General features: G+C 71.7%; 20 protein-coding genes. 7 read left to right on the forward strand and 13 right to left on the reverse strand.

What is annotated here, in order from left to right:
• Positions 1–33 precede the first annotated feature (33 nt).
• Entirely contained in the window at positions 34–264 is a 231-nt protein-coding gene (locus ACZ7L5_RS07085) for a hypothetical protein (RefSeq protein WP_383596141.1), read from the forward strand.
• Here the strand turns inward: ACZ7L5_RS07085 and ACZ7L5_RS07090 are convergent, their stop codons facing one another.
• Both ACZ7L5_RS07090 and ACZ7L5_RS07095 read right to left on the reverse strand, forming a co-directional pair.
• Positions 265–1,617, reverse strand: coding sequence for an MFS transporter (locus ACZ7L5_RS07090; RefSeq protein ID WP_471515072.1), 1,353 nt, complete (start codon positions 1,615–1,617; stop codon positions 265–267).
• Between the two features lie 77 nt (positions 1,618–1,694).
• The gene (locus ACZ7L5_RS07095; protein ID WP_471515074.1) at positions 1,695–2,297 is read right to left on the reverse strand and encodes a hypothetical protein; all 603 of its coding nucleotides are present in this window, start codon (positions 2,295–2,297) and stop codon (positions 1,695–1,697) included.
• A 161-nt stretch (positions 2,298–2,458) separates the two neighbouring features.
• Here ACZ7L5_RS07095 and ACZ7L5_RS07100 point away from each other — a divergent pair, with 161 nt between their 5' ends.
• Genes ACZ7L5_RS07100 through ACZ7L5_RS07110 form a run of 3 tightly spaced genes read left to right on the forward strand, consistent with a single transcriptional unit; the run spans position 2,459 to position 4,535 of the window.
• Positions 2,459–3,532 (forward strand): sialidase family protein, encoded by a 1,074-nt coding sequence (locus ACZ7L5_RS07100; RefSeq protein ID WP_471515076.1) that lies wholly within the window; start codon positions 2,459–2,461, stop codon positions 3,530–3,532.
• A gap of 37 nt (positions 3,533–3,569) precedes the next feature.
• Positions 3,570–4,295, forward strand: coding sequence for an NADPH-dependent F420 reductase (gene npdG, locus ACZ7L5_RS07105; protein WP_471515077.1), 726 nt, complete (start codon positions 3,570–3,572; stop codon positions 4,293–4,295).
• Between the two features lie 54 nt (positions 4,296–4,349).
• Positions 4,350–4,535, forward strand: coding sequence for a hypothetical protein (locus ACZ7L5_RS07110; protein WP_328882077.1), 186 nt, complete (start codon positions 4,350–4,352; stop codon positions 4,533–4,535).
• A gap of 11 nt (positions 4,536–4,546) precedes the next feature.
• Here ACZ7L5_RS07110 and ACZ7L5_RS07115 read toward each other — a convergent pair whose 3' ends face one another.
• A complete protein-coding gene (locus ACZ7L5_RS07115) occupies positions 4,547–5,347 on the reverse strand; it encodes a site-2 protease family protein (protein WP_471515079.1) in 801 nt (266 codons plus the stop codon).
• Positions 5,348–5,575: 228 nt separating this feature from the next.
• Here ACZ7L5_RS07115 and ACZ7L5_RS07120 point away from each other — a divergent pair, with 228 nt between their 5' ends.
• A complete protein-coding gene (locus ACZ7L5_RS07120) occupies positions 5,576–9,214 on the forward strand; it encodes an AfsR/SARP family transcriptional regulator (RefSeq protein ID WP_471515081.1) in 3,639 nt (1,212 codons plus the stop codon).
• 67 nt (positions 9,215–9,281) lie between these two features.
• On the opposite strand, the gene ACZ7L5_RS07125 is transcribed toward ACZ7L5_RS07120, so the two are convergent.
• The 6 genes from ACZ7L5_RS07125 to ACZ7L5_RS07150 all read right to left on the reverse strand — a co-directional run bounded on the left by ACZ7L5_RS07125 (position 9,282) and on the right by ACZ7L5_RS07150 (position 16,207).
• Complete coding sequence (locus tag ACZ7L5_RS07125; protein ID WP_467482361.1) at positions 9,282–10,106, reverse strand: ABC transporter permease; 825 nt, start codon at positions 10,104–10,106, stop codon at positions 9,282–9,284.
• Positions 10,103–11,128, reverse strand: coding sequence for an ATP-binding cassette domain-containing protein (locus ACZ7L5_RS07130; protein WP_471515083.1), 1,026 nt, complete (start codon positions 11,126–11,128; stop codon positions 10,103–10,105). Before ACZ7L5_RS07130 ends, ACZ7L5_RS07125 begins: the two co-directional genes overlap by 4 nt.
• 117 nt (positions 11,129–11,245) lie before the next feature.
• A complete protein-coding gene (locus ACZ7L5_RS07135; RefSeq protein WP_471515085.1) occupies positions 11,246–12,469 on the reverse strand; it encodes an MFS transporter in 1,224 nt (407 codons plus the stop codon).
• Between the two features lie 158 nt (positions 12,470–12,627).
• Complete coding sequence (locus ACZ7L5_RS07140) at positions 12,628–13,689, reverse strand: endonuclease/exonuclease/phosphatase family protein (RefSeq protein ID WP_362378005.1); 1,062 nt, start codon at positions 13,687–13,689, stop codon at positions 12,628–12,630.
• A gap of 189 nt (positions 13,690–13,878) precedes the next feature.
• Positions 13,879–14,508, reverse strand: a complete 630-nt coding sequence (locus ACZ7L5_RS07145) for a TetR/AcrR family transcriptional regulator (protein ID WP_471515087.1) — start codon at positions 14,506–14,508, stop codon at positions 13,879–13,881.
• Positions 14,509–14,620: 112 nt separating this feature from the next.
• Positions 14,621–16,207, reverse strand: coding sequence for an MFS transporter (locus tag ACZ7L5_RS07150; protein ID WP_328882086.1), 1,587 nt, complete (start codon positions 16,205–16,207; stop codon positions 14,621–14,623).
• A gap of 204 nt (positions 16,208–16,411) precedes the next feature.
• Between ACZ7L5_RS07150 and panB the strand changes: the two genes are divergently transcribed.
• Positions 16,412–17,290: a 3-methyl-2-oxobutanoate hydroxymethyltransferase gene (gene panB / locus ACZ7L5_RS07155; protein WP_363037546.1), complete on the forward strand. Its 879-nt coding sequence runs from the start codon at positions 16,412–16,414 to the stop codon at positions 17,288–17,290.
• Positions 17,291–17,413: 123 nt separating this feature from the next.
• Here the strand turns inward: panB and ACZ7L5_RS07160 are convergent, their stop codons facing one another.
• The 3 genes from ACZ7L5_RS07160 to ACZ7L5_RS07170 form a co-directional block, all read right to left on the reverse strand.
• The gene (locus ACZ7L5_RS07160) at positions 17,414–19,354 is read right to left on the reverse strand and encodes a S53 family peptidase (protein ID WP_471515089.1); all 1,941 of its coding nucleotides are present in this window, start codon (positions 19,352–19,354) and stop codon (positions 17,414–17,416) included.
• Positions 19,355–19,521: 167 nt separating this feature from the next.
• Positions 19,522–20,145, reverse strand: coding sequence for a DUF305 domain-containing protein (locus ACZ7L5_RS07165; RefSeq protein ID WP_471515091.1), 624 nt, complete (start codon positions 20,143–20,145; stop codon positions 19,522–19,524).
• Entirely contained in the window at positions 20,142–20,813 is a 672-nt protein-coding gene (locus tag ACZ7L5_RS07170) for a DUF3105 domain-containing protein (protein ID WP_471515093.1), read from the reverse strand. Before ACZ7L5_RS07170 ends, ACZ7L5_RS07165 begins: the two co-directional genes overlap by 4 nt.
• 187 nt (positions 20,814–21,000) lie before the next feature.
• Here ACZ7L5_RS07170 and ACZ7L5_RS07175 point away from each other — a divergent pair, with 187 nt between their 5' ends.
• Positions 21,001–21,435, forward strand: coding sequence for an Rrf2 family transcriptional regulator (locus ACZ7L5_RS07175; protein WP_471515095.1), 435 nt, complete (start codon positions 21,001–21,003; stop codon positions 21,433–21,435).
• 13 nt (positions 21,436–21,448) lie between these two features.
• Here ACZ7L5_RS07175 and ACZ7L5_RS07180 read toward each other — a convergent pair whose 3' ends face one another.
• Positions 21,449–22,672, reverse strand: a complete 1,224-nt coding sequence (locus ACZ7L5_RS07180; protein ID WP_471515098.1) for a globin domain-containing protein — start codon at positions 22,670–22,672, stop codon at positions 21,449–21,451.
• Positions 22,673–22,880: the final 208 nt, after the last annotated feature.

A 22,880-nucleotide genomic window follows, 5' to 3' on the forward strand; every position in this document is an offset into this window, starting at 1 on the left:
GGGGGAACATGTCGATGGCGAGAGGAGCCGGACATGGCCTTGTTCAAGAAGCGGACGGTCGGCAAGCCTGGGGAGTGGTACTACTGCCTCGTCCACAAGAAGGTGGAGGAGGGGCCGGAGTGCCCGGCCAAGGACCGTTTCGGACCGTACGCCACCCCGCAGGAGGCCCAGCAGGCGATGGACCTCGCCCGTGAGCGCAACCTGGAGTGGGAGGGGGACCCGCGGTGGCACGACGCCCCGAGTCGCCCGGCGGACGACGACTGATCAGCCCTCCGCGGGCGCCGGAGCGGGTTCCGCCGCCGGCGTCCGCGTGGCGGCAGCCGCCGCCCGCTGCTCCCGAAGCCGCACCGCGTGCTCGCTCGTCCGCGCGTCGTACGTCATCAGCTTCGGCAGGCACAGCGCCAGCAGCCCCACCGCGCCCACACACAGCAGTCCGCCCGACCAGATCGACGCCCGCACACCCTGCCAGGCCGCGATACCGCCCACGTAGGTCTGGCCCAGCTGCGGGCCGACCGAGTACGACAGCAGCTCGATCCCGGCGAGCCGGCCGCGCAGCTCGTCCGGGATCGTCTGGTTCCACATCACCCCGCGGAAGATGCCGCTGACCATGTCGGCCGCGCCGCCGAGGGTCAGGAACAGCAGGACCAGCCATACGTTCCCGACGACACCGGCCACCGCGATCGCCGTGCCCCACAGCGCCGCCGCCACGACGACGGCCCGCCCGTGCCGGTGCACCCGCGAGGTCCAGCCGCTGGTCAGGCTCACCAGCATCCCGCCGGCCGGGAGCGCCGCATACATCAGGCCCAGCGCCCAGGGCGCGTTCAACTCGTCGGCGAGGAAGGGCAGTACGGCGAGTGGCATCGCGAAGAGCATCGCCGCGATGTCGATGACGTACGTGCCGAGGAGCTCTTTGCGGCTCCAGGCGTAACGGGCGCCCTCGGCGATGGCCTTGAGGGACGGCTTCGCGGCCTCGTGGGCGGCGGGGGAGGGAGCGAGCCCGAGCACCAGCAGCACGGATACGACGAAGGTCAGCAGATCCGCGCCGTACGCCCAGCCGAGGCCCGCGTACGCCACGACCACGCCGGCCAGGGCAGGGCCCGCGACGCCGCCGACCTGCCAGCGCAGTGCGTTGAGCGAGGCGGCGGCCGGGAGGTGGTCGTGGGCCACGATCCGGGGCAGCAGGGCGTCCATGGCCGGGCGCTGGACCGACACGAGGGCGGAGGACAGGGCGGCGACGACATACAGCGGCCAGATGGCGGGACTCGGCAGCAGCGCGTTGACCAGCAGCACCGCGCTGAGGACCGCCTGCCCGACCTCCGTCCACCAGATCAGCTTCCGCTTGTCGAGCGCGTCGGCGAGCGCACCCCCGTACAGCCCGAACACGATCAGCGGCACAAGCTGCACGGCCCCGATCGCCCCGACCGCTGCGGCCGACCCGGTCAGCTCCTTGATCTGCACGGGCAGCGCGACGAAGGTCAGGAAGCTGCCGAAGTAGGAGACCAGCCCTGCCAGCCACAGCCTCCGGAAGTCGACGGAGGCCCGCCAAGGTGCGAGGTCAGGCAGTACGGACCGGAGGCGGGAAGGCGGCGCGGGGGGAGTGGGGGAGTCGTCGGTCACGATGGGCCATGCTCAGGCGGAGCGGTGCTGCGAGGCAAACGGTTTTGCGGGCGAGGCGCCCGGCGCCGGCCAGTGGGTCACCAGCCCGTGGGCGGCGGCGCCGTCAGGGAGTCCGCCAGGCGGGACAGGCGGTCCCGGAAGCGCCGACGCCCCCGCGGAGAGGGCAGCGCGTTCTCGCCGGCGGCCGCGCTCACCAGGTGCTGCACGGTGTCCAGGTCCAGCTCCGCACCCTCCGGCACGGTCAGCGTCTCGTGGGCCATCGACGTCAGTTCGCCCTCGCCGGCGCCCAGCGCCAGCACCGTCGCGCCGGCCAGCCGGGCGTCGTGCACCCGCTCCAGAAGCGGCGTGCCCGGCCCCTCCGGCGACACCACCACCAGTGTCTCCCCGCGCCGCGCCGCCGCCAACCGTCCGAGCCCGACCGCCAGATGTGCCGGATCCGAGGCCCGTGTGTGATGCCGTACGAGTGTCGGGGCCAGCTCCGGAGTGCCCGACCACGCGGCCTCGTCGACCAGATGGGCCGCCAGATGCCACGGCTCGTACCGCGGCGTGCCGACCAGCAGCAGCCCGCCCCCGTGCGCCACCGCCGACGTCCGCAGCGCACCCGCGAACCGCCGGGTGGCCCCCAACCACTCGGTTCCGGCGAGTACTTCGCGCAGCAACGCGACACGTACGGCATCCATGCGACCGCATCCTGCCGCAATCGACCACTCGTGACCCGGAGTTCACCACGAATTCGCCCGACTTGGGCAGATGGACTCGTTGTCCCGCACATCCGTCCGTACACCGGCCGCACGGCCACCGCCGACCGAGCCGCGGCGACCGGCCATCCGAGGAGCCCCCCATGGCAGAGACCAGCGTCCCCTTCCGCGCGGGCCGCGAGGGCTACGCGAGCTTCCGCATCCCGGCCGTCGTCGCCACCTCCACCGGCACCCTCCTCGCCTTCTGCGAGGGCCGGGTCGGCTCGCACGACGACTTCGGGAACATCGACATCGTGCTGAAGCGGTCCACCGACGGCGGCCGAACCTGGGGCCCGCTCCAGGTCGCCGCCAAGAACGGTGACGACCTCGCCGGCAACCCGGCTCCCGTCGTCCTCGACACCGGCCGCATCCTGCTCGTCCACGTCCGCAACGCCGCCCTCGCCACCGAGAGCGCCATCCGCCGCGGTGTGGTGAGCGCCGCGGACGGACGGCGGGTCTGGGTGCAGCACAGCGACGACGACGGAGCGACCTGGTCCGCACCGACGGAGATCACCAAGGGCACGAAGCGGCCGGAGTGGCGCTGGTACGCCACCACGCCGGGCCACGCCGTCCAGCTGGCCGGCGGCCGGGTCGTCGTCCCCGCCAACCACTCCCTGCCCCCGGCCGGACGGGACAACGGCACGGAGGGCAAGTACAACGGGGGCCACTGCCTGCTCAGCGACGACCGCGGCGCCACCTGGCGCATCGGGTACGTCGACGGCAACACCGACGGCTATGTCAACGTCAACGAGACCACCGCCGCCGAACTCCCCGACGGGCGCGTCTACTTCAACACCCGCAACGACTCCACGTCCCCCGGCACCCGCGCCGACGCCTACTCCGAGGACGGCGGCGCGACGCTGGTGAAACCCTTCCGCCCCCAGGCCGGCCTCGCCGCCCCCGTCTGCGAGGGCAGCGTCCTGCAGCTGCGCGACCCCGACGTGCTGCTCTACGCGGGCCCCGCCGACCCCGGCTTCCGCGCCCTGATGACCATCCGCGCCTCCGCCGACGGCGGCGTGACCTGGCGGTCCGCGCACACGGTGGACGGACTGCCCGCCGCGTACTCGGATCTCGTACGGATCGACGACGAGACGGTCGGACTGCTCTACGAGACCGGCGACTTCAGCGCGTACGAGACCATCGCCTTCCGGCGGGTGCCCGTGACGGAGCTCACCTGAGCCTTTGGGCCGGCCGGGGCGGACGTAAAGTCGGCGCATGACCTCTAGCGACAGTGCACAGCAGCCCGCCCAGGCCCCCGCGAAGGCCCCGGCCAAGGACCCCTGGGACCTCCCGGACGTCTCCGGGCTCGTCGTCGGCGTGCTCGGCGGGACCGGGCCGCAGGGCAAGGGCCTCGCCTACCGGCTCGCCCGGGCCGGCCAGAAGGTGATCATCGGCTCGCGGGCCGCCGAGCGTGCCGAGTCCGCCGCCGAGGAGCTCGGGCACGGCGTCGAGGGCGCCGACAACGCCGAGTGCGCGCGGCGCAGCGACATCGTGATCGTCGCTGTGCCGTGGGAGGGCCACGGCAAGACCCTCGAATCCCTGCGCGAGGAGCTGGCGGGCAAGCTGGTCGTCGACTGCGTCAACCCGCTCGGCTTCGACAAGAAGGGCGCCTACGCGCTGAAGCCGGAGGAGGGCAGCGCCGCCGAGCAGGCCGCCGCCCTGCTGCCGGACTCCCGGGTGACGGCCGCCTTCCACCATCTGTCGGCGGTCCTCCTGGAGGACCCCGAGATCGACGAGATCGACACCGACGTGATGGTCCTCGGCGAGGTCCGGGCGGACGTCGAGATCGTCCAGGCGCTGGCGGGCCGCATCCCCGGTATGCGCGGCATCTTCGCGGGACGGCTGCGCAACGCCCACCAGGTCGAGGCGCTGGTCGCGAACCTGATCTCGGTGAACCGGCGCTACAAGGCGCACGCGGGGCTCCGCGTCACGGACGTATGACGGGATGGGGGACACTGGTCGGCGTAGCAGTGTCCCCCGAAGGAGCCGAGTGAAATGCCCCGCCTTGGTGTCTATGCCCTGATCGTCTGTGTGCTCGCCGTGGCCGCGGCCGTGGTCTCGTTCGCGCAGGGCAGCCTGCTGGGGATCGTGTGGGTGCTGCTGGCCGGGCTGTCCAGCAACATGTGCTGGTACTACGTGAAGCGGGGCAGGGACGAGCGGCGGGACTCGGTCAGGGGCTGAGCCCGAACCGGTCATCCGCTGATCGAGCAGAGCTCGTTCGAGTCCCGCCAGAAGCGGAACAGGTCGTAGCCGCAGTAGGTGTCGAAGTCGCTGATGCCGAGGCCGCGCAGGACGGCGTCGATCATGTCGAAGAACGCGCCGTTGACCTCGGGGACCCACAGCAGCGCGAACACGAACAGCAGGCCGAACGGTGCGAACGGCTCCACCTGGCGCCTGATCTTCTGCGACAGCCACGGCTCGATCACGCCGTAGCCGTCCAGCCCCGGGACCGGCAGGAAGTTCAGGATCGCCGCCGTGACCTGGAGCAGCGCGAGGAAGGCGAGCGCGAACCGGAAGTCGCGGGGGACGCCGTCCAGGGCGCCCAGCCAGAACGGGGCGGTGCACACGACGGCGAACAGCACGTTCGTCAGCGGCCCGGCCGCCGAGATCAGACTGTGCCGCCAGCGCCCCCGGATCCGCCCGCGCTCGATGAAGACGGCACCGCCCGGGAGGCCGATGCCGCCCATGATCACGAAGACGACGGGGAGCACGATGCTGAGCAGGGCGTGGGTATAGGCGAGAGGATTGAGGGTCAAGTAGCCCTTGGCTCCGACGCTGACGTCGCCCGAGTGAAGCGCGGTACGCGCGTGTGCGTACTCATGCAGACACAGGGACACGATCCAGGCGGCCGTCACGAACAGGAACACGGCCAGTCCGGGCAGCTCGGCGAAGCCGGTCCAGGTGGCCCAGCCCGTCACCGCCGTGACGGCCAGGATCCCCATGAAGACGGGGCTGATCCGCCGGTCGCTGCGGCGGGTGAGAGCGGTGGTCATGAGGACGGGCTCCTGGGACGGCGGGACGGCGGGACTGCCCGACCGTACCGGGCGCACGGGGAAAACGTCTCGCGGTGGGCCCTTGGTTCCGGGGAAGGTGGGGGCATGGGTTGTGGCGGGTGGTGCACCTGGGCGGGCGGACCGCACCCGACGGCTCCCGCACCCCGCCCCGCAGCCGCCCCGCCTCGCCGCCCAATGCCGTGACCGGCCCGACGACCACCAGAGACAATGGACCCCGTGCGCTATCGCATCCTCGGCACCACCCAGGTACTCCGCCCCGACGGCAGCCCCGTTCCTGTCGGCGGGGCCCGTTTGCGTGCCCTGCTCACCGTGCTCGCGCTGCGGGGTGGCCGGACCGTGCCGGCGGGATTGCTGGTCGACGAGGTGTGGGAGGGGGAACCGCCCGCTGACGCCACGGGTGCCCTGCAGGCGCTCGTCGGGCGGTTGCGGCGGGCCCTCGGGGCGGACGCGGTCGTCTCGGCGGAGGGCGGCTACCGGCTCGCCGCCGCCCCCGACGACATCGACCTGCACCGCTTCGAGCGGCTCGTCGGCGAGGGCACGCGTGCGTTGGCCGACGGCGACCCGGCCAAGGCCGCCGTCGTCCTCGACGACGCCCTGGCGCTGTGGCGCGGGCCTGCCCTCGCCGACCTCCCCGACCGCACCGCCGCGGCGGCCCGCCAGGCGACCCGGCGCCTCGACGCGCTGCGCACCCGCCACACCGCCGCCCTCGCCCTCGGCCACGCCGAACAGTCCCTGCCGGAACTGACCGCCCTGTGCGACACCCACCCCCTGGACGAACCCCTCCAGGCCCTGCGCCTGCGCGCCCTGCGTGACGCGGGCCGCACGGCAGAGGCACTGGTCGCCTACGAGGACGTACGACGCCTGCTGGCAGACCGCCTCGGCTCGGACCCCGGCCCGGAACTGCGCTCCCTGCACACGGAGCTGCTCCGCCCGAGGGGCGGCGGACGGGGGCCCGGCCCGCAGGCGGGCAACGGCGGACCTCGCACCGCGCAGGGTCGGCATGGTGTCCGCCCGCTCGGCGACGTGGACGCGGGGGCCCACGGTCCGGGCCACGGCATGACGCCCGCCGCCCCCGCCGTCCACGACGCCCACGACGCCCACGAGACGCAGAGTACGAGGCCCGCAGACGCGGGCCCGGCCGCGCCCGGCGAGGCGCACGTTCCCGGCCACCCTGGCGCCCTCGGCGTTTCCGCCGCGCTCGATGCGCGTACCGCCGACCCCGCGCCCGGTCGGACCCACACGCGTGACTCCCCGGCCGTCCGCGCCAACCCCACCGCCCGAACGGACGACTCCGCCGATCCGCCCGGCGCACCCCGGCTCACCCCGCCCCCCGGCAACCTCCGCGCCCGGCTCACCTCCTTCGTCGGCCGGGAGGCCGACATCGAGGCCATCCACGGCGACCTCAGGAACGCCCGGCTCGTCACGCTGCTGGGCCCCGGCGGGGCCGGGAAGACGCGGCTGTCGCAGGAGGCCGCCGAGAGCGTGCGGGACGGTGCCCCGGACGGGGTGTGGCTGGCCGAGCTCGCGCCGGTCGACGACCCCGAGGCCGTACCGGAGGCCGTACTCACCGCTGTCGGCGCCCGCGAGACCGTGCTGTACGGCGCCGGCGCCGAGGCCATGCGGGCCGGGTCCGACCGGCACGACGACCCCGTCGAGCGGCTCGCCGAGCACTGCGGCAAACGCCGGATGCTGCTGATCCTCGACAACTGCGAGCACGTCGTCGAGGCCGCCGCCCGCCTCGTCGCGGAACTGCTGGAGCGCTGCCCGGAGCTGACGGTGCTGGCCACCAGCCGCGAACCCCTCGGCGTACCGGGGGAGTTGCTGCGGCCGGTCGAGCCGTTGCCCGAGCCCGTCGCGCTGCGGCTGCTCGCCGACCGGGGTGCCGCCGCCCGGCCCGGCTTCCGCGTCGACGCCGACGACGAGACCGCCGCGGCCTGCGCCGAGATCTGTCTGCGCCTCGACGGCCTCCCGCTCGCCATCGAACTCGCCGCCGCCCGGCTCCGCATGCTCACCCCACGCCAGATCGCGGACCGGCTGGACGACCGCTTCCGCCTGCTCACCTCCGGCAGCCGCACCGTCCGCCCCCGCCAGCAGACCCTGCGGGCGGTCGTCGACTGGTCGTGGGAACTGCTCGACCAGGACGAACGCGACGTGCTGCGGCGGCTGTCCGTCTTCGCGGGCGGCTGCGACCTCACCGCCGCCGAGGCCGTGTGCGGACCCGCAGCCCTGGATTCGCTCGGCTCCCTCGTCGACAAGTCCCTGGTGGTGGCCGCCCCTTCGGCGGACGGCGCGATGCGCTACCGGCTCCTGGAGACGGTCGCCGAGTACGCCGGTGAGCGCCTCGACGAGACCGGCCGGCGCGCCGAGGCCGAGCGCGCGCATCTGACGTACTACCGCGAACTCGCCCGCATCACCGACGCGTTGCTGCGCGGCCCCGGCCAGCTCGCCGCCATCGAGCGCCTGGAACGCGAGTACGAGAATCTGCGCATCGCCCTGCGCCACGCGGTCGCCGGCCGCGACGAGCAGGAGGCGTTGTGCCTGATCCTGTCGCTGGCCTGGTACTGGCAGATGCGCGAACTGCGGATCGAGGCCCGCAACTGGTCCCGCGAGGTCCAGACCCTCGGCCCCGACCCCTTCGCCGAGCCGGTCCGCCCCGCGCAGCCGGTGTGGGAGCGCTGCACGGACACTCCGCCCCCGTGGACCGGGGAGGCCCTCGAAGAGGCGCGGCGCGGTGTCCATCTCGTCCATCTCGCCTGCATGGACACCGAGTTGGAGGCCTGGCAGACCCCCGGGGCACAGGCCAAGCTGCGTGCCATCGCCGCCACCTACGAGCCGGGCATGCCGCAGACCTGCCGGCTGCCCGGCTACCTGTGGATCTTCGCCGTCATGCTCACCGGGGACATGGAGCGGCTGCGCACCGTCCTCGACGCCACCGTCCGCACCTCCCGCGAGACGCCCGGGTACGACTGGGAGCTCGCGGCGAGCCTGCAGTGGCGTGCCAACATGTACGCCAACCGCAGCGACTGGGCGGGCGAGGGCGACGCCATCCGCGATGCCGAGGAGTCGCTGGAGATCTACGAGCGTCTCGGCGACCTGTGGGGCACCGCCGAGGCCCTCGCCGCCCGCGCCGAGGCATGCGAACGCATGGGTGCGTGGGACAGGGCCGCCGCGAACTACGAGGCGGCGATCGAGCGGGCCGAACGGCTCGGCGCCCATGCCCAGAAGGGCGTTCTCAGGGCCCGGCTCGGCAGCGTCATGATCGAGGCGGGCGAGGTCGAGCGGGGCGAGCGGCTGCTGCGTGCGGTCATCGACGAGGCGAGCGGCGGGAACGACCAGGCGATGCCGTTCGCCCGGCTGATCCTGGCCGGCCGGCTCGGCATGAGCGGCCGGATCGCCGAGGCACGTGAGCAACTCCGGCTGTTGCGCGAGCAGTTCAAGATCGCCCACTTTGTCGTCTTCGATGCCTTCATTCTCGGTGCGGAGGCCTGGCTGGACGCGGCGGACGCCCGCTACGAGCGGTCCCTGGCCACGATCAAGCGCGCCCTGGAACGCGCCGAGGAACCGCTGTCCGAGGCCATCGCCCCGCACATGCGCTCGGCGTTTCTGAGCACCGCCGCCTTCGCCCTGGCCCGCGTCGACGGCGGCTGCCGCGCCCGCGACGCCGCCCGCTGCCTCGGCGCCTCCGACGGGCTGCTGCCGGCCCGGTACGTCGCGTCGACACACGAGCGCAAGGTGTACGAAGGGGCGGCGCAGCGCACCCGCGCGGTGCTCGGCGACGCGGCCTACGAGGCCGCGTACACGGAGGGCGGTGGCCTCTCCTCCCGGGAGGCCACCGCCCTGATCTGACGTCCGCCGGTTCGTAGGACGGAGACGTCGGCTCCTCGTACGGAACGTCAGTTCTTCGTACGGAACGTCAGTTCTTCGTGCGGAACTTGTGGATCGCGATCGGCGCCATGATGGCCGTAAGGCCCACCGACCAGGCGACGGTCACCCACAGGTCGTGCGCAACCGGGCCGCCCACCATCAGGCCGCGCGCGGCGTCCGCGAGCGAGGACAGCGGGTTGACGTCCGTGAAGGACTGCAGCCAGCCCGGCATCGACGTGGTCGGCGCGAAGATCGACGAGCCGAACTGGAGCGGCATCAGCACCAGGAAGCCGAGTCCCTGTACGGACTGCGCGCTCTTCAGGATCACGCCGAGGGTGAGGAAGACCCACATCAGCGCCGACCCGAACAGTGCGGCCAGCGCCACGGCCGCGAGCAGCCCGCCCCAGTTGGTGATGTCGAAGCCGACCAGGACGCCGACGATCAGCATGATCGTGGTGGCGATCATCATGCGCAGGAGCTCCACCGCGATCTTGGCGAAGAGCACCGAGCCGCGCCCGATCGGCAGGGACCGGAAGCGGTCCATGACGCCGGTGTTGAAGTCCTGGTTGAATCCGGTCCCGACCGACATGGCCATGCTCATGCCCATCATGGCCATCATGCCGGGCACCACGTACTGGACGTAGTCCTCCTGGCCGCCGCCGAGCGCCTGTCCGATCGAGCCGCCGAAGACGTACACGAACAGCAGCGTGAAGACGATCGGCATCAGGATGGCGTCGAACATCGACTCCGGGTCCTGGCGGATCCACAGGAGGTTGCGGCGTACGAGCGCACCGGTGTGCCGCAGATGCGCCCGCAGGGAGATGCGGGCGTCGGCGGCGGCCGCCGTGTTCGGAGTTGTGGTGGCGGCGCTCATACGGCGACCTCCTCGCGGTCGTCGGCGGGCACGGCGTCCTGCGGGGCACTGGCACGGTGGCCGGTGAGGGACAGGAACACCTCGTCCAGGCTGGGCAGTTCGGTGGAGATGGAGGCGAGGGTGATGCCTCGCGCGGTGACGGCGCCGACGATGGCGGTGAGCTGCTCGTCGCTGAGCACCGGGACGAGCAGGGTGCCGGTCTCGGTGTCCACGGTGGTGGTCGCCAGGCCGGTGATGCCGAGGTCGTCGAGGTATCCGGCGAGGGGCCGCAGCTGCAGGGCGTCGGTCGGTCGGATCCGTAGGGTCCGCCCGCCCACCTTGGCCTTGAGCTCCTCGATGCCCCCGCCCGCGATGACCTTGCCCCGGTCGACGACCGTCAGCTCGGAGGCGAGCTGCTCGGCCTCCTCCATGTACTGGGTGGTCAGCAGCACGGTCACGCCGTCCCCGACCATGGCCTTGACCTCGGCCCACACCTCGTTGCGGGTCCGCGGGTCGAGGCCCGTGGTCGGCTCGTCGAGGAACAGCACCGTGGGCCGGCCGATCATGGAGGCGGCCAGGTCGAGCCGCCGCCGCATGCCGCCGGAGTAGGTCGCCGCGGGCCGCTTGGCAGCGTCGGTCAGCGAGAACCGCTCCAGCAGCTCGTCGGCACGCGTGCGTGCCTCCTTGCGGGGCAGGTCCAGGAGCCGCCCGATGAGGTACAGGTTCTCCCACCCGGGGAGCTTCTCGTCGACGGAGGCGTACTGACCGGTCAGCCCGATCACCCTCCGCAGCTGCCGGGGCTGTCGCAGGACGTCGTATCCGGCGACGGTGGCCTCACCGGCGTCCGGCGTCAGCAGTGTGGACAGGATGCGCACGAGGGTGGTCTTGCCGGCCCCGTTCGGCCCGAGCACGCCCATCACGGTGCCCTCGCGCACATCCAGGTCGACACCGTCCAGAGCTTTGGTCTCGCCGTAGTGCTTGACCAACCCCCGCACGGATACGGCGCTGCCGGCGCCGCCGGGGTTCATGTCGATTCGCGTCATGGGGACGACGTTGTCAGGCCGCACCGACAAACCACCGACAGCTCACCGACAGAGCCGACAAGACACCGACAGGGCGACACCCGAGGGGCGAGGGGAACGCGTCCGTGACGTCGACGCTCAGTGCCGAACTGCTTCGGCCCGCTCCGGAACCTGTCCCGCAACCACCCGCTGTCGCCGAGCCCGCGGAGCGACCCGTCGCCGGTCCACCGCGTACGCGGTGCCCGCGACTCCGAGCCCGAGGACGGCCAGCGCGGCGCCCGCGAGGGCCGGAGAGGTGACCCCGAGGCCCGCCGCGAGGGCGAGGCCGCCGATCCAGGCACCGCCCGCGTTGGCGAGGTTGAAGGCCGCCTGGTTGGCCGAGGAGGCCAGCGACGGGGCGCTGGACGCCTTCTCCATCACCATCAGCTGGAGCGGGGAGCCCGTGGCGAAGGCCGCCATACCCAGCAGGATCACTGCGAGGGCCGCGCTCCACGCCGTCGACATCAGGAGCGGGAAGAGAGCCAGGACCAGCACCAGCGAGAGCATGCCCCCGAACAGCGTCCCCCGCATCGCGTGGTCCGCCAGGCGTCCGCCCAGCAGGTTGCCCGCCGTCGCGCCGACACCGAACAGCGCCAGCAGCAGCGTCACGCTGGCGTCGGTGTACCCGGCGGCGTCGGTGAGCATCGGTGTGATGTAGCTGTACGCGGCGAAGAGCGCCCCGAAGCCCGCGACCGTCGTGCCGAGCGCCAGCCACACCGGCAGGGAGCGCAGGGCGGCCAGCTCGCCGCGCAGGCCCGACTGGGGAGCCGTGTGCGCCTCGGCGCGCGGGATGAGCAGCGCCAGCGCGGCCATCGCGGCCAGGCCGATCGTGCTCACGCCGAGGAAGGTGGCCCGCCAGCCCAGGCTCTGGCCCATCAGCGTGGCCACCGGCACGCCCGCGACGTTCGCCATCGTCAGGCCGAGGAACATCAGCGACACGGAGCGGGCCTTGCGCTCCGGCGCGACCATGCTCGTCGCCACGACCGCGCCGACGCCGAAGAAGGCGCCGTGCGGCAGACCGCTGAGGAAGCGGGCGGCCATCAGCCAGTGGTAGTCGGGGGCGAAGGCGGACAGGGCGTTGCCCGCGACGAACAGGGCCATCAGGCCGATCAGGACGGTGCGGCGGGGCATGCGTGCCGTGACCGCGGCCAGCAGCGGGGCGCCGATGACGACGCCGAGGGCGTACGCCGAGACCAGATGCCCGGCGGTGGGAATCGAGATGTCCAGGTCGTTCGCGACTTCGGGCAGCAGGCCCATCATCACGAACTCGGTCGTACCTATGCCGAAGGCGCCGACGGCCAGGGCGAGCAGGGCCAGGGGCATGAAGTGCCTTTGCCTTTCAGGGTCGAGAGCGGAGTCGTCGTACTCCGTGATGTTCGTTCCGTATGTTCAAGTACGGAACAAAGTCTCTCAGGCCCGGTATTCCAGCAGCTGACACTCCGGTTGCCGAGACCCGTCCAGACGGCGCTGACCAGGGATTTTCAGGACGCGGATGTGTCGACCTTCACACGCGCCGCCACCGGCAGATGGTCGCTCCCGGTCTCCGGCAGCGTCCAGGAGCTCAACGGCTCCAGGCCACGCACCATGATCTGGTCGATCCGGGCCATCGGGAACGACGCCGGCCAGCTGAACCCCATCCCGCTGCCCGACGCGCCCTGCGTCGAGCGCATCTGAGCGGTCACGGCGTTGAGCGCGCGGTCGTTCATCGTGCCGTTCAGGTCGCCGAGCAGGACGACCTTGCCGAGCGGCTCGTCGTTGATGGCCTCGCCCAGCGCGTCGGCGCTCTTGTCGCGCTGCCGGGCGGTGAACCCCGCCTCCACCTTCACCCGCACCGACGGCAGATGGGCGACGTACACCGCGACCTGCCCGGACGGCGTGGCCACCGCGGCCCGCATGGCACGGACCCAGCCCAGCTTGATGTCGACGGGCTTGACGCCGCTCAGCGGGTACTTGCTCCACAGTCCGACCGTGCCCTGCACCGAGTGGTACTTGTACGTCGACGCGAGCGCCTTCTCGTACGTCGGGACCGCCCCGGCCGTCAGTTCCTCCAGGGCCACCACGTCCGCGCCCGACGCGGCCACGTCCCGGGCGGTGCCGGCCGGATCGCTGTTGTCGGCGTTGACGTTGTGCGTGGCCACCGTGAGGTCACCGCCGACGCCGGTCTTGTCGGTGAGCTGGCCGCCGAAGAGGTTCAGCCACACGATCGCCGGGACCAGCACGGCGATCAGCGCGGTCGCGGACCTGCGGACGAGGGCCAGCAGGAGCAGCACCGGCACGAAAAGGCCCAGCCAGGGCAGGAACGTCTCTGTCAGGCTGCCGAGATTGCCGATCGCGTTCGGGATCTGTGCGTGCAGCAGCATCACCAGGGCGAGGATCACCGCGAGGGCGGCCAGGACGAGGCCGCGGCGCCATACGCGCGGGTCTCCGCGCCAGCCCGCGACCAGGCTCTTCAGTCGGTTCGTCAGGCGCTGAAGCCCGGGTTCCCGGCGCTCGGGACCCGAGCCTCCGTTGTCCGTCTCCGTCACATACGCCTGCTGCGCCATACCGTCGCCTCACTACCTGCCGTGCAACACCGTCGTCCCCCCGCGCCCAGAGAAACCCTAGGGGATGATCGGCTCCGATCCCGCCGTACTCATGACGGCCGTACGGGGGCGAGGACGTACAAGTCGCCTCCAGGAGTTCCGGGTGCACCCGGGGAAAGCGCGCTCTGTGACGAAACGCGCACATTCGATCTACGGGGTGTGTGAACTGACGGGCCGTAGACCCTCCAGCACGGTGTCGGCCATCTGCTCCGCCAGGCCTTCCGGAAGTTCCGCGTCCGGGCGCATGACGGCACGCACCAGCATCGGTCCGAAGATCATGTCGTTCATCACGTCGACGTCGATGTCCGCGCGCAGTTCACCGTTCTCCTGCCCACGGAGCAGAATCGCGTGCTGCTTCCTGCGCCGCGGCTCGACGACGGTCGCGTGATAGGCGTCCCAGATCTTCGGGCTGCTCTTCATCTGGGCGATGGCGTTGTGCAGGAGCACCGACGAACGGGTCATCAGACCGCGTTGCCGCAACTGTTCGAGCAGCGCCACGAGATCGTCGCGCACCGAGGTGCCGGGCAGTTCGGGGTCCGGCGGCTCGGCGGCCCGCACGACCTCGACGAAGAGCTCCTCCTTGCCGCTCCAGCGGCGGTAGATGGTGGCCTTGCCGACCCCCGCGGTACGGGCGATGCGCTCGATGGACAGCTCCGCGAGCGGCACGCCGTCCTCCAGCAGCTTGAGGACGCCCTCCATGATGGACCGCTCCACGGCCTCGCTGCGGGGGCGGCCCCGGGTGGGGCCGTCCTGCCGGGGCCGGCTGTCGGCGAGGCTCACGTGGCTCGGTCCTTTCCGTGGGTTGGGGTGATTCTCCCTGGTGTACGGCGTCGGCGTGCACTACGCCGCGGGGTACGAGGCGCGCGTCGGCACCTGTAGTGCCCCCCGTCTCCTACTCCGCTGCCGCCAACTCCCGTTCCGTCTCGCCCTCCTGAGGTGCCGCCGGCCGCCCCGGCAGGAACAGCCCGACGACCACCGCACCGAGCACCGCGACGCCCGCGCCCCACAGGGCGGTGACGTGCATGGCGTGCAGGAAGGCGTCGTGGGCCGCTCCGACGAGCGCGTCGCCCCGGGGACCGAGCCGGTCCGCGACGCCGAGCGTGGCCTCGATGGACTCGCCCGCGGTGTGCCGCAGGCCCTCCGGCAGCACCGTGAGCCGGTCCTCGATGTCACCCCGGTACGCGGTCGACAGGACCGAGCCCAGCACGGCGATGCCGAGCGCGCCGCCGACCTGCCGGAAGGTGTTGCTGAGCGCGGAGGCGGAGCCGGCCTTCTCGCGGGGCAGGGCCTGCATGATGACGACGCTGACCGGGGTCATGATGTGCGCCATCGCGGTGCCCATGAGGAAGAAGACCACCTCCAGGATCCAGATCGGCGTGTCCGCCTCGAACGTGGCGAACGCGGCCAGCGTGGCGGCGATCAGCAGCATGGCGCCGGTGGTGGTGGCGCGGTTGCCGAACCGGTCGACGACGAGCCGGGCGCGCGGGGCGAAGATCATCTGGGCGGCGGCGAGCGGCAGCATCAGCAGGCCGGTCTCCAACGGCGAGTAGCCGCGCACGCTCTGGGTGTAGAAGACCGAGAAGAACGTCACGCCCATCAGGGCGAAGAACACCAGCGCGATCACGCCGATCGCGGCCGAGAAGACCTTGTTGCGGAAGTACGTGACGTCGATGGACGGATGGTCGCTGCGCTTCTCGAACACGACGAACGCGGCGAGCACGGCGACGCCGGAGCCGATGGTCGCGAGGACCGTCGGGTTGGTGAAGTCGGCGAGCTGGCCGCCCTTGATGATGCCGTAGACGAGCAGGACGAGGCCGACGACGGAGAGCACGACGCCGACGGGGTCGATACGGCCGGGCTTCGGGTCACGCGAGTCCGGGACCAGCCACAGCATCAGCGCGAGCGCGAGCAGCACGATCGGCACGTTGATGAGGAAGACGGACCCCCACCAGAAGTGGTCGAGCAGCACGCCGCCCGTGATGGGCCCGATGGCGATGGCGAGCCCGACACCGCCCGCCCAGATGCCGATGGCCTTGGGCTGCTCCTCGCGCTCGAAGACGTTCATCAGGACGGCGAGGGTGGCCGGCATGACGAAGGCGGCGCCGAGGCCCATCACCGCGCGGAAGGTGATGAGCTCGCCGGGCGAGCCGGAGAACGCGGCGAGGGCGGAGCCGATCCCGAAGACGGCGAGCCCGCCGAGCAGGACCTTCTTGCGGCCGAGCCGGTCGCCGAGGATGCCCGCGCTGAACAGCAGGCCCGCGAAGACGAGGGTGTAGGCGTTGATCGCCCACTCCAGCTCGCTCTGGGTGGCGCCGAGGCCGGTCGGGGCCGGGGTGGAAATGGTCTTGATGGCGACGTTCAGGATCGAGTTGTCCAGGACGACGATCAGCAGGCTCAGCATCAGCACGGCGAGGATCGCCCAACGGCGCCGGTGCACGGCTTCCGGTATGCGGGGGGCTGTGGCGGCGGGAGAAGTCATGCCGTCGACGCTACCGCCTTTACGATACGGAACCGTCTCGTATCTTAAATTCTTACCGAGTACTTACGCGGGACGGAACACCGGGCGGAAACCAGGGCGGAACTCACACAGGGAGGTCTGGCCGTCCCTGGCACGAGGTGCCACCATGGAGGGGATCCGGGGACGCCGTAAGGGCGCCTCGAGATGACAGAAGGAGCCGTTGCAATGACGCAGCTTTCGGCTGCCCAGACGCCTCAGGCGAAGACCTCCGACGGCAGCAGCAAGGCGCTGTACGGGGGGAAGGGCACACGCCGTATCACCGTTCGCGACATCGGCCTCGCCAAGGAGCGGGGCGAGAAGTGGCCCATGCTCACCGCGTACGACGCGATGACCGCGTCCGTCTTCGACGAGGCCGGCATCCCGGTCATGCTCGTCGGCGACTCGGCGGGCAACTGCCACCTCGGCTACGAGACCACCGTGCCCGTGACGCTCGACGAGATGACCATGCTCTCGGCGGCCGTCGTACGCGGCACCTCCCGCGCCCTGATCGTCGGCGACCTGCCCTTCGGCTCGTACCAGGAGGGTCCGGTGCAGGCGCTGCGCTCGGCGACCCGGCTGGTCAAGGAGGCCGGCGTCGGGGCGGTCAAGCTGGAGGGCGGCGAGCGCTCGCACGAGCAGATCCGCCTGCTGGTCGAGTCCGGCATCCCGGTCATGGCCCACATCGGCCTGACCCCGCAGTCCGTCAACGCCATGGGCTACCGCGTCCAGGGCCGCGGCGAGGAAGCCGCCGCGCAACTCCTGCGGGACGCGAAGGCGGTCCAGGACGCGGGCGCGTTCGCGGTCGTCCTGGAGCTGGTGCCGGCCGAACTGGCCGCCGAGGTGACCCGGGTACTCCACATCCCGACCGTCGGCATCGGCGCCGGTGCCGAGACCGACGCCCAGGTCCTGGTCTGGACGGACATGCTGGGCCTGACCGGCGGCCGCGTCCCCAAGTTCGTCAAGCAATACGCCAACCTCCGCGAGGTCATGGGCAACGCTGCGAAGGCGTTCGCGGACGACGTGGTCGGCGGAACGTTCCCGCTGGAGGAGCACTCGGTCCACTGAGCCCTGCCGGGCTCGGCCACCCCTGAACCACTGCGGCACCACAGCGCCCCGCCGATCTTCCCCCGTCGGCGGGGCGCCTTTTTGTGCCGTGCTCGTGCCCTGCTCGTGCCGCGTTGCCGCCGCTCAGCGACCCCGGTACGACTCCACATAGCCGCCCGCGGGCGTCCCCACGCCCGTCACGTCGTCGTAGCCCTTCACGGCCTTCAGGGAGCTGTCCTTGCCGAGGGTGCGCACGGACGTGGTCAGGCCGCCCGTCGCGTCGTAGCCGTTGACGTAGTCGACGCGGGCGACCGCGAGGCCGGAGCCCGTCGGGTCGTCGGTGACGTCGTGGTACGCCTTCGAGCCGTACCGGGCGTAGATCGCCGGGTTGGCGAAGCCGAGCGGCTTGCCGCCGCGAGCCTCCTGCGCGAGGGCCTGGACGGCCGCGACCACCGGCGCCGCGAGCGAGGTGCCGCCGAGGCGGTACTCGTCGTAGGCCTGCGTCGTTCCGTCCGGCATGGTCTGCGTCTGGCCCACCAGGAACCCGGTGTTCGGGTCGGCGATCGCCGCGATGTCCGGGACGACGCGGTTGCCGCCGGTGCTGTTGGCCTTGGCGAGCGCGTCCGGCACGACGCCCTTCTGCCAGTACGGCTCGGCGACCGTCTTGCTGGTGCCGCCGCCCGCGCCCGAGTTGAACGCGCCCGGGAAGCCGGTCCAGCTCTTCCCGTCGGCCGACAGGACCGCCTTCTCGGTGCCCCAGCCGGTCTCCCAGAGGTACTTGTCGCCCTTGCCGACCGCCAGCGAGGTACCGCCGACCGCCGTCACCCACGCCGAACTCGCCGGGATGTCCACCTGCTTGGTGCCGCTGCTCGCGACCTCGTCGCCGTCGTCGCCGGAGGAGTAGTAGAAGCCGATACCCTCGACCGCGCCGAACTGGAAGACCTGGTCGTAGGCGGCCGCGAGGTCCGGCGTCTGGGCGTCCTCGGTCTCGCCCCAGGAGTTGGAGACGAGGTCGGCCAGGTGGTTGTCGACGATTCTGCTGAGCGAGTCCAGCAGGTCCTCGTCGTAGCAGGACGCGGCGCCCACATAGGTGACCTGCGCGCCGGGCGCGACCGCGTGCACGGCCTCGACGTCGAGGGTCTCCTCGCCGTACCAGCCGGCCGCGCCGCACTCCTCGGTCCGCGTGTACTGCGCGGGCAGGACCTGGCGCAACTGGCCGCTCTTCCAGGCCGCGTCGCCGTTGCGCTTCGCGTAGGTGCCCGCGTCGTAGGCGATGGTCGGGGAGGCGTACGCGTCGGTGATGGCGATGCGCACGCCCTTGCCGGTCCGCTTGCCCGCGCCGTACGCGGCGCGCAGCTGCTTGCCTGTGTAGCCCTTGACGGCGTACGGGATCTTCGCGCCGTACGCGTCCGGCAGCGTGGTCGCCACCTTCGAGCCGTGGTACGTCGAGAAGGGCCCGGCATTGCGGAACACCGTCTCCGGCGGCGGGAGTTGGTCCTGGTGGCTCGCCAGGTGCGGCGCATTGTCCAGACCGGTGACCGTCAGGACGGCGCCCTTGAGGCTGTCCGGCACCGACGCGGTCGCCGTGGGCGCGCGGTAGGTCCTCGCACCCTTGGTGTAGTTGTGCAGCTGGGTGCCGAACGCCTTCTCCGCGGCGGCCACCCGGCCGGTGACGGCGACATGGTGCTGCGTGACACCCGTGACCTTCAGACCGGCCGACTGCAACCAGCTCCTGACGGCGGCCACTTGTGCCTTGGTCGCGCCGAAACGGTCCTGGGCCAGGCCGGCGCTGAGGTACTTGCCGTACGACGCCGAGCTCGGGTCCGACACGGCCTTCGCATAGGCGGCGAGGCCGGCCGCGTCCCGGCCCGCCAGGTAGACCCGTGCGGAGACCCGGGCGCTGTCCGCCGCCGCGCCCCGGTCCGCCCTGGCCGTGGCCCAGGCGGGCTTGGTGCCGGCGAGTGTGTCGCGGCCCTGGTCCGCGGCGTGCGCCACGGGTATGCCGAGCGCCAGCGCGCCGGTGAGGAGAGGCAGTGTCGCCGCCAAGCTCACCGAGGCGCGCAGCGCGGCACGGTTCGATCTCATGGAACCCCCTGTGCGGTTCGTGTGTGCGAGTGGATCACCCGACGGTGGCCACTTAAGCGACGAACCGTTCACGCCAGGGGAATACCCGGACCAAGAAGGTCCCAACTAACCTAATGACAAAGCCATTTCGACAGCCGCGGCGGCAGCTGCGGAAACAGTTGGCGACGTCAGGGCCGCGGCTTCGCGCCCCGCTCCTTCAGCATGTCCGCCATCAGGTCGATCTCCGACTGCTGCCCGTTCACCATGGTCTGCGCGAGCCGCTTCTCCACGCCGACCGCGCACTTGTCGACACAGCCCTCGGCCATGTGGATGCCGCCCTTGTGATGGGCCGTCATCAACTGGAGGAAGAAGATCTCCGCCTGCTTGCCGCTGAGCCCCTGAAGTTGCTTCATCTCCGTGTTGGTCGCCATGCCCGGCATCAGCGCGCCGTCCTCGCCGGCGGGCATGTCACCCATGCCCATCCAGGTCATCGGCGCGTCCGACGACACCTTCGGCAGCTCCCACAGGTCCAGCCAGCCCAGCAGCATGCCGCGCTGGTTGGCCTGGGTCTGCGCGATGTCGTACGCGAGCCGCCGGATCTCCTCGTCCTTCGTACGGTCGCGCACGATGTACGACATCTCCACGGCCTGCTGGTGGTGCACCGCCATGTCACGCGCGAACCCGGCGTCCGCCGAGTCGGCGCCCGGCGTCCCGCTCGAACCGCCGTCCTCGGCGACCGCGTAGGTGAGCGCGCCGACCGCGACGAGCACGGCCGCCGCGGTCCCCGCTGTCCGGCCGACGTGCTGCCTCACTCCGACAGACCGCCCGTGCACGGCGCGCCGGGCTCGGGCGTCTGCTCGCCCTGGACGTACTTCTCGAAGAACTTGGCGACGTTCGGGTCGCTCGCGCTCGTCACCGTGCGCTGGTGCCCCCACGCGCTGAGCATGATCGGGTCCTGCTGCTTCTCGTCCGGGCTCATCAGCGTGTACGGCGTCTGCTTGACCTTCGCCGACAGCGCCTCGACGTCGGCCTTGGCGGCCTTGGACGTGTAGGTCACCCAGACCGCGCCGTGCTCCAGCGAGTGCACGGCGTTCTCCTTCGCGAGTTCCTTGTCGTAGAGGTCGCCGTTGCAGTTCATCCACGCCCGGTGGTGGTCGCCGCCCACCGGGGGCTCCATCGGGTACCCGACACTGGTCTCGACGTGGGTGCTCGACAGCTTCTTGCTCCACGTCTTCACGCCGTCCTTCCCCGTGACGAACTTCCCGGGGATCTTGTCGGCCGGCCGCTTCGCCTCGTCCTTGTCGGCATCGGACTGCGACCGGACCAGGACGACACCGGCGGCCACGAGACCGACGACGACCACCACGCTGGACGCGATGGTGAGGAAGCGGTTACGGCGCTCACGGGCATGCTCGGCACGCCGCATCTCCTCTATTCGCGCCTTGCGAGCCGCGTTGCTCTTGTTCTTGGCGGAGCCCATGAGGTGTTGTCCTTCTGGGGAAAGGGACGGTCGGGTCCGCTGATCGTAATGGGGAAGGTGTGACATCTCGTAGAGAGGATGTCGAGAGGACAGAGGAAAGGCCGGATCGGGATGATCCCGCCGGTCGGCCGAGGGTCGCTTCCCGAATATTTTGAACCGCGGATGCGCATTATCTACGCTGCCGTACATGCGGCTGTTGCGCTCCACCGACCTGGCCCTGCGACTCCTCATGCGGCTCGCCGTCCTGGAGGGTGCCACGCCGACGACCCGCGAGGTCGCGGCGGACATGGAGGTGCCGTACACGCACGCCGCCAAGGTCGTCGCCGAGCTGCAGCACCTGGGCCTGGTGGACGCCCGCCGGGGCCGCGGCGGCGGGCTGTCGCTCAGCGACAGGGGCCGTACCGCCTCGGTCGGCGCGGTCGTGCGCGCCTTCGAGGGGGACGGCGATGTCGTCGAGTGCGAGGGCGACAGCCCCTGTCCGCTCAACACCGGGTGCCGGCTGCGCGGTGCGCTGCGCCGGGCCCAGGAGGCCTTCTTCGCCTCGCTGGACCCGCTGACGCTGGGCGACGTGACCGCTGACCCCACCGGGCCGCTGCTCCTCCAGATCGGCCGGGCACCCTGAGGCCGGCCCGGCTTCAGCTCTCCTGCGCGAGCCAGAGGTCGGGGCCGAACACCTCGTAGTGGATGTCGGCCGGTGCCACACCCTTCCCGATCAGCTGCGCCCGCACCGCCCGCATGAAGGGCAGCGGACCGCACAGGTACGCGCGCGTGCCCTTCGGAACGGCGATGCCGGTGAGGTCGACCCGGCCGGCGCGGTGGGAGGCGTCGGCGCCGCCCTCGTAGTGGTCGGCGCCCTCCTCGTACCAGAAGTGGACCGACGCGTCCGGCAGCTTCCCGGCGTACGCCTCGTGGTCGGCGCGCAGGGCGTGCTCGACGGGGGAGCGGTCGCCGTGCACGACGACCACGGGGCCCTGGTGCCCGGTGTCCGCGAGCTGCCCCAGCATGGCGACGATCGGGGTCACGCCGATGCCGGCGGAGGCGAGGAGCAGTGGTGCGGCCGTGCCGTTGCCGGCCGGGTTCCCGGCCAGGACGAGATCGCCGTACGGCGCCGACACGCGCAGCCGGTCGCCGACGTGCACGCGCGCGTGGAGGTGGTTCGAGACCTCGCCGTCGGGAGCCGTGCCGCCGCGGACCCGCTTCACGCTGATCTGGCGCAGGGGCGAACCGGGCGCGGCCGAGAGGCTGTACTGGCGTATCTGCCGAGCCCCGTCCGGCAGCTCGACCTGGACGGAGACGTACTGCCCGGCCCGGAAGTCCGCCGTCGGGCGGCCGTCGGCGGGGCGCAGCCGGAAGGTGGCCACGTCCGCGGTCTCCTCGACGCGTCCGACGACCTCCCACTCCCGCCATGCGCTGCCGCCGCGCTCCTCGTACAGCCGCTTCTCGATCGCGATCAGGGCGTTCGCCATCAGCCAGTAGACCTCGTCCCAGGCGGCCGCGACCGCGGGCGTGACGGCCTCGCCGAGCACGTCGGCGATCGCGGCGAACAGGTGCTCGTGGACGAGCGCGTACTGCTCCGCCGTGACGCCCAGGGAGGCGTGCTTGTGGGCGATGCGGCCCAGCATCGCGTCGGGCCGGTCGTCGGGGTGGTCCACGAGGTACGTCGCGAACGCGGCGATCGACCCCGCGAGGGCCTGGCGCTGGGTGCCGGCCGCCTGGTTGCCGCGGTTGAACAGGTCGCGCAGCAGCTCGGGGCGGGCCGCGAACAGCCCGGCGTAGAAGCGCTCGCTGATCTCGTCGATGGCGCCGCCGACGACGGGAAGGGTGGCACGCACGGTGGCGACGGACTGCTCGGACAGCATCGGGTCTCCTCGGGCTCGACCGGGCGGCGCAGGGGCGGCCGCCCGCCCCTCATTAAAACTTGCATCTGAGATGCAAATTAAAGCGGGGTGGGTCCTGGGGGACCGGGCGTTACGGATGTCGGTCCGAGCAGGCACTATGGGCGGCAGAGCAGTTCACCGGGCACCGCGGCGGGACACCTGCCGTTTGCCGGGCGTTCGATCGGAGATC

The organism is Streptomyces sp. NPDC107528 (genome assembly GCF_055639295.1).

Coding starts and splice junctions, on each gene's coding strand:
- ACZ7L5_RS07085 (WP_383596141.1), top strand. CDS start 34: ATGGCCTTGTTCAAGAAGCGGACGGTCGGCAAGCCTGGGGAGTGGTAC.
- ACZ7L5_RS07095 (WP_471515074.1), bottom strand. CDS start 2,297: ATGGATGCCGTACGTGTCGCGTTGCTGCGCGAAGTACTCGCCGGAACC.
- ACZ7L5_RS07100 (WP_471515076.1), top strand. CDS start 2,459: ATGGCAGAGACCAGCGTCCCCTTCCGCGCGGGCCGCGAGGGCTACGCG.
- npdG (WP_471515077.1), top strand. CDS start 3,570: ATGACCTCTAGCGACAGTGCACAGCAGCCCGCCCAGGCCCCCGCGAAG.
- ACZ7L5_RS07110 (WP_328882077.1), top strand. CDS start 4,350: ATGCCCCGCCTTGGTGTCTATGCCCTGATCGTCTGTGTGCTCGCCGTG.
- ACZ7L5_RS07115 (WP_471515079.1), bottom strand. CDS start 5,347: ATGACCACCGCTCTCACCCGCCGCAGCGACCGGCGGATCAGCCCCGTC.
- ACZ7L5_RS07120 (WP_471515081.1), top strand. CDS start 5,576: ATGGACCCCGTGCGCTATCGCATCCTCGGCACCACCCAGGTACTCCGC.
- ACZ7L5_RS07125 (WP_467482361.1), bottom strand. CDS start 10,106: ATGAGCGCCGCCACCACAACTCCGAACACGGCGGCCGCCGCCGACGCC.
- ACZ7L5_RS07130 (WP_471515083.1), bottom strand. CDS start 11,128: ATGACGCGAATCGACATGAACCCCGGCGGCGCCGGCAGCGCCGTATCC.
- ACZ7L5_RS07135 (WP_471515085.1), bottom strand. CDS start 12,469: ATGCCCCTGGCCCTGCTCGCCCTGGCCGTCGGCGCCTTCGGCATAGGT.
- ACZ7L5_RS07140 (WP_362378005.1), bottom strand. CDS start 13,689: ATGGCGCAGCAGGCGTATGTGACGGAGACGGACAACGGAGGCTCGGGT.
- ACZ7L5_RS07150 (WP_328882086.1), bottom strand. CDS start 16,207: ATGACTTCTCCCGCCGCCACAGCCCCCCGCATACCGGAAGCCGTGCAC.
- panB (WP_363037546.1), top strand. CDS start 16,412: ATGACGCAGCTTTCGGCTGCCCAGACGCCTCAGGCGAAGACCTCCGAC.
- ACZ7L5_RS07160 (WP_471515089.1), bottom strand. CDS start 19,354: ATGAGATCGAACCGTGCCGCGCTGCGCGCCTCGGTGAGCTTGGCGGCG.
- ACZ7L5_RS07170 (WP_471515093.1), bottom strand. CDS start 20,813: ATGGGCTCCGCCAAGAACAAGAGCAACGCGGCTCGCAAGGCGCGAATA.
- ACZ7L5_RS07175 (WP_471515095.1), top strand. CDS start 21,001: ATGCGGCTGTTGCGCTCCACCGACCTGGCCCTGCGACTCCTCATGCGG.
- ACZ7L5_RS07180 (WP_471515098.1), bottom strand. CDS start 22,672: ATGCTGTCCGAGCAGTCCGTCGCCACCGTGCGTGCCACCCTTCCCGTC.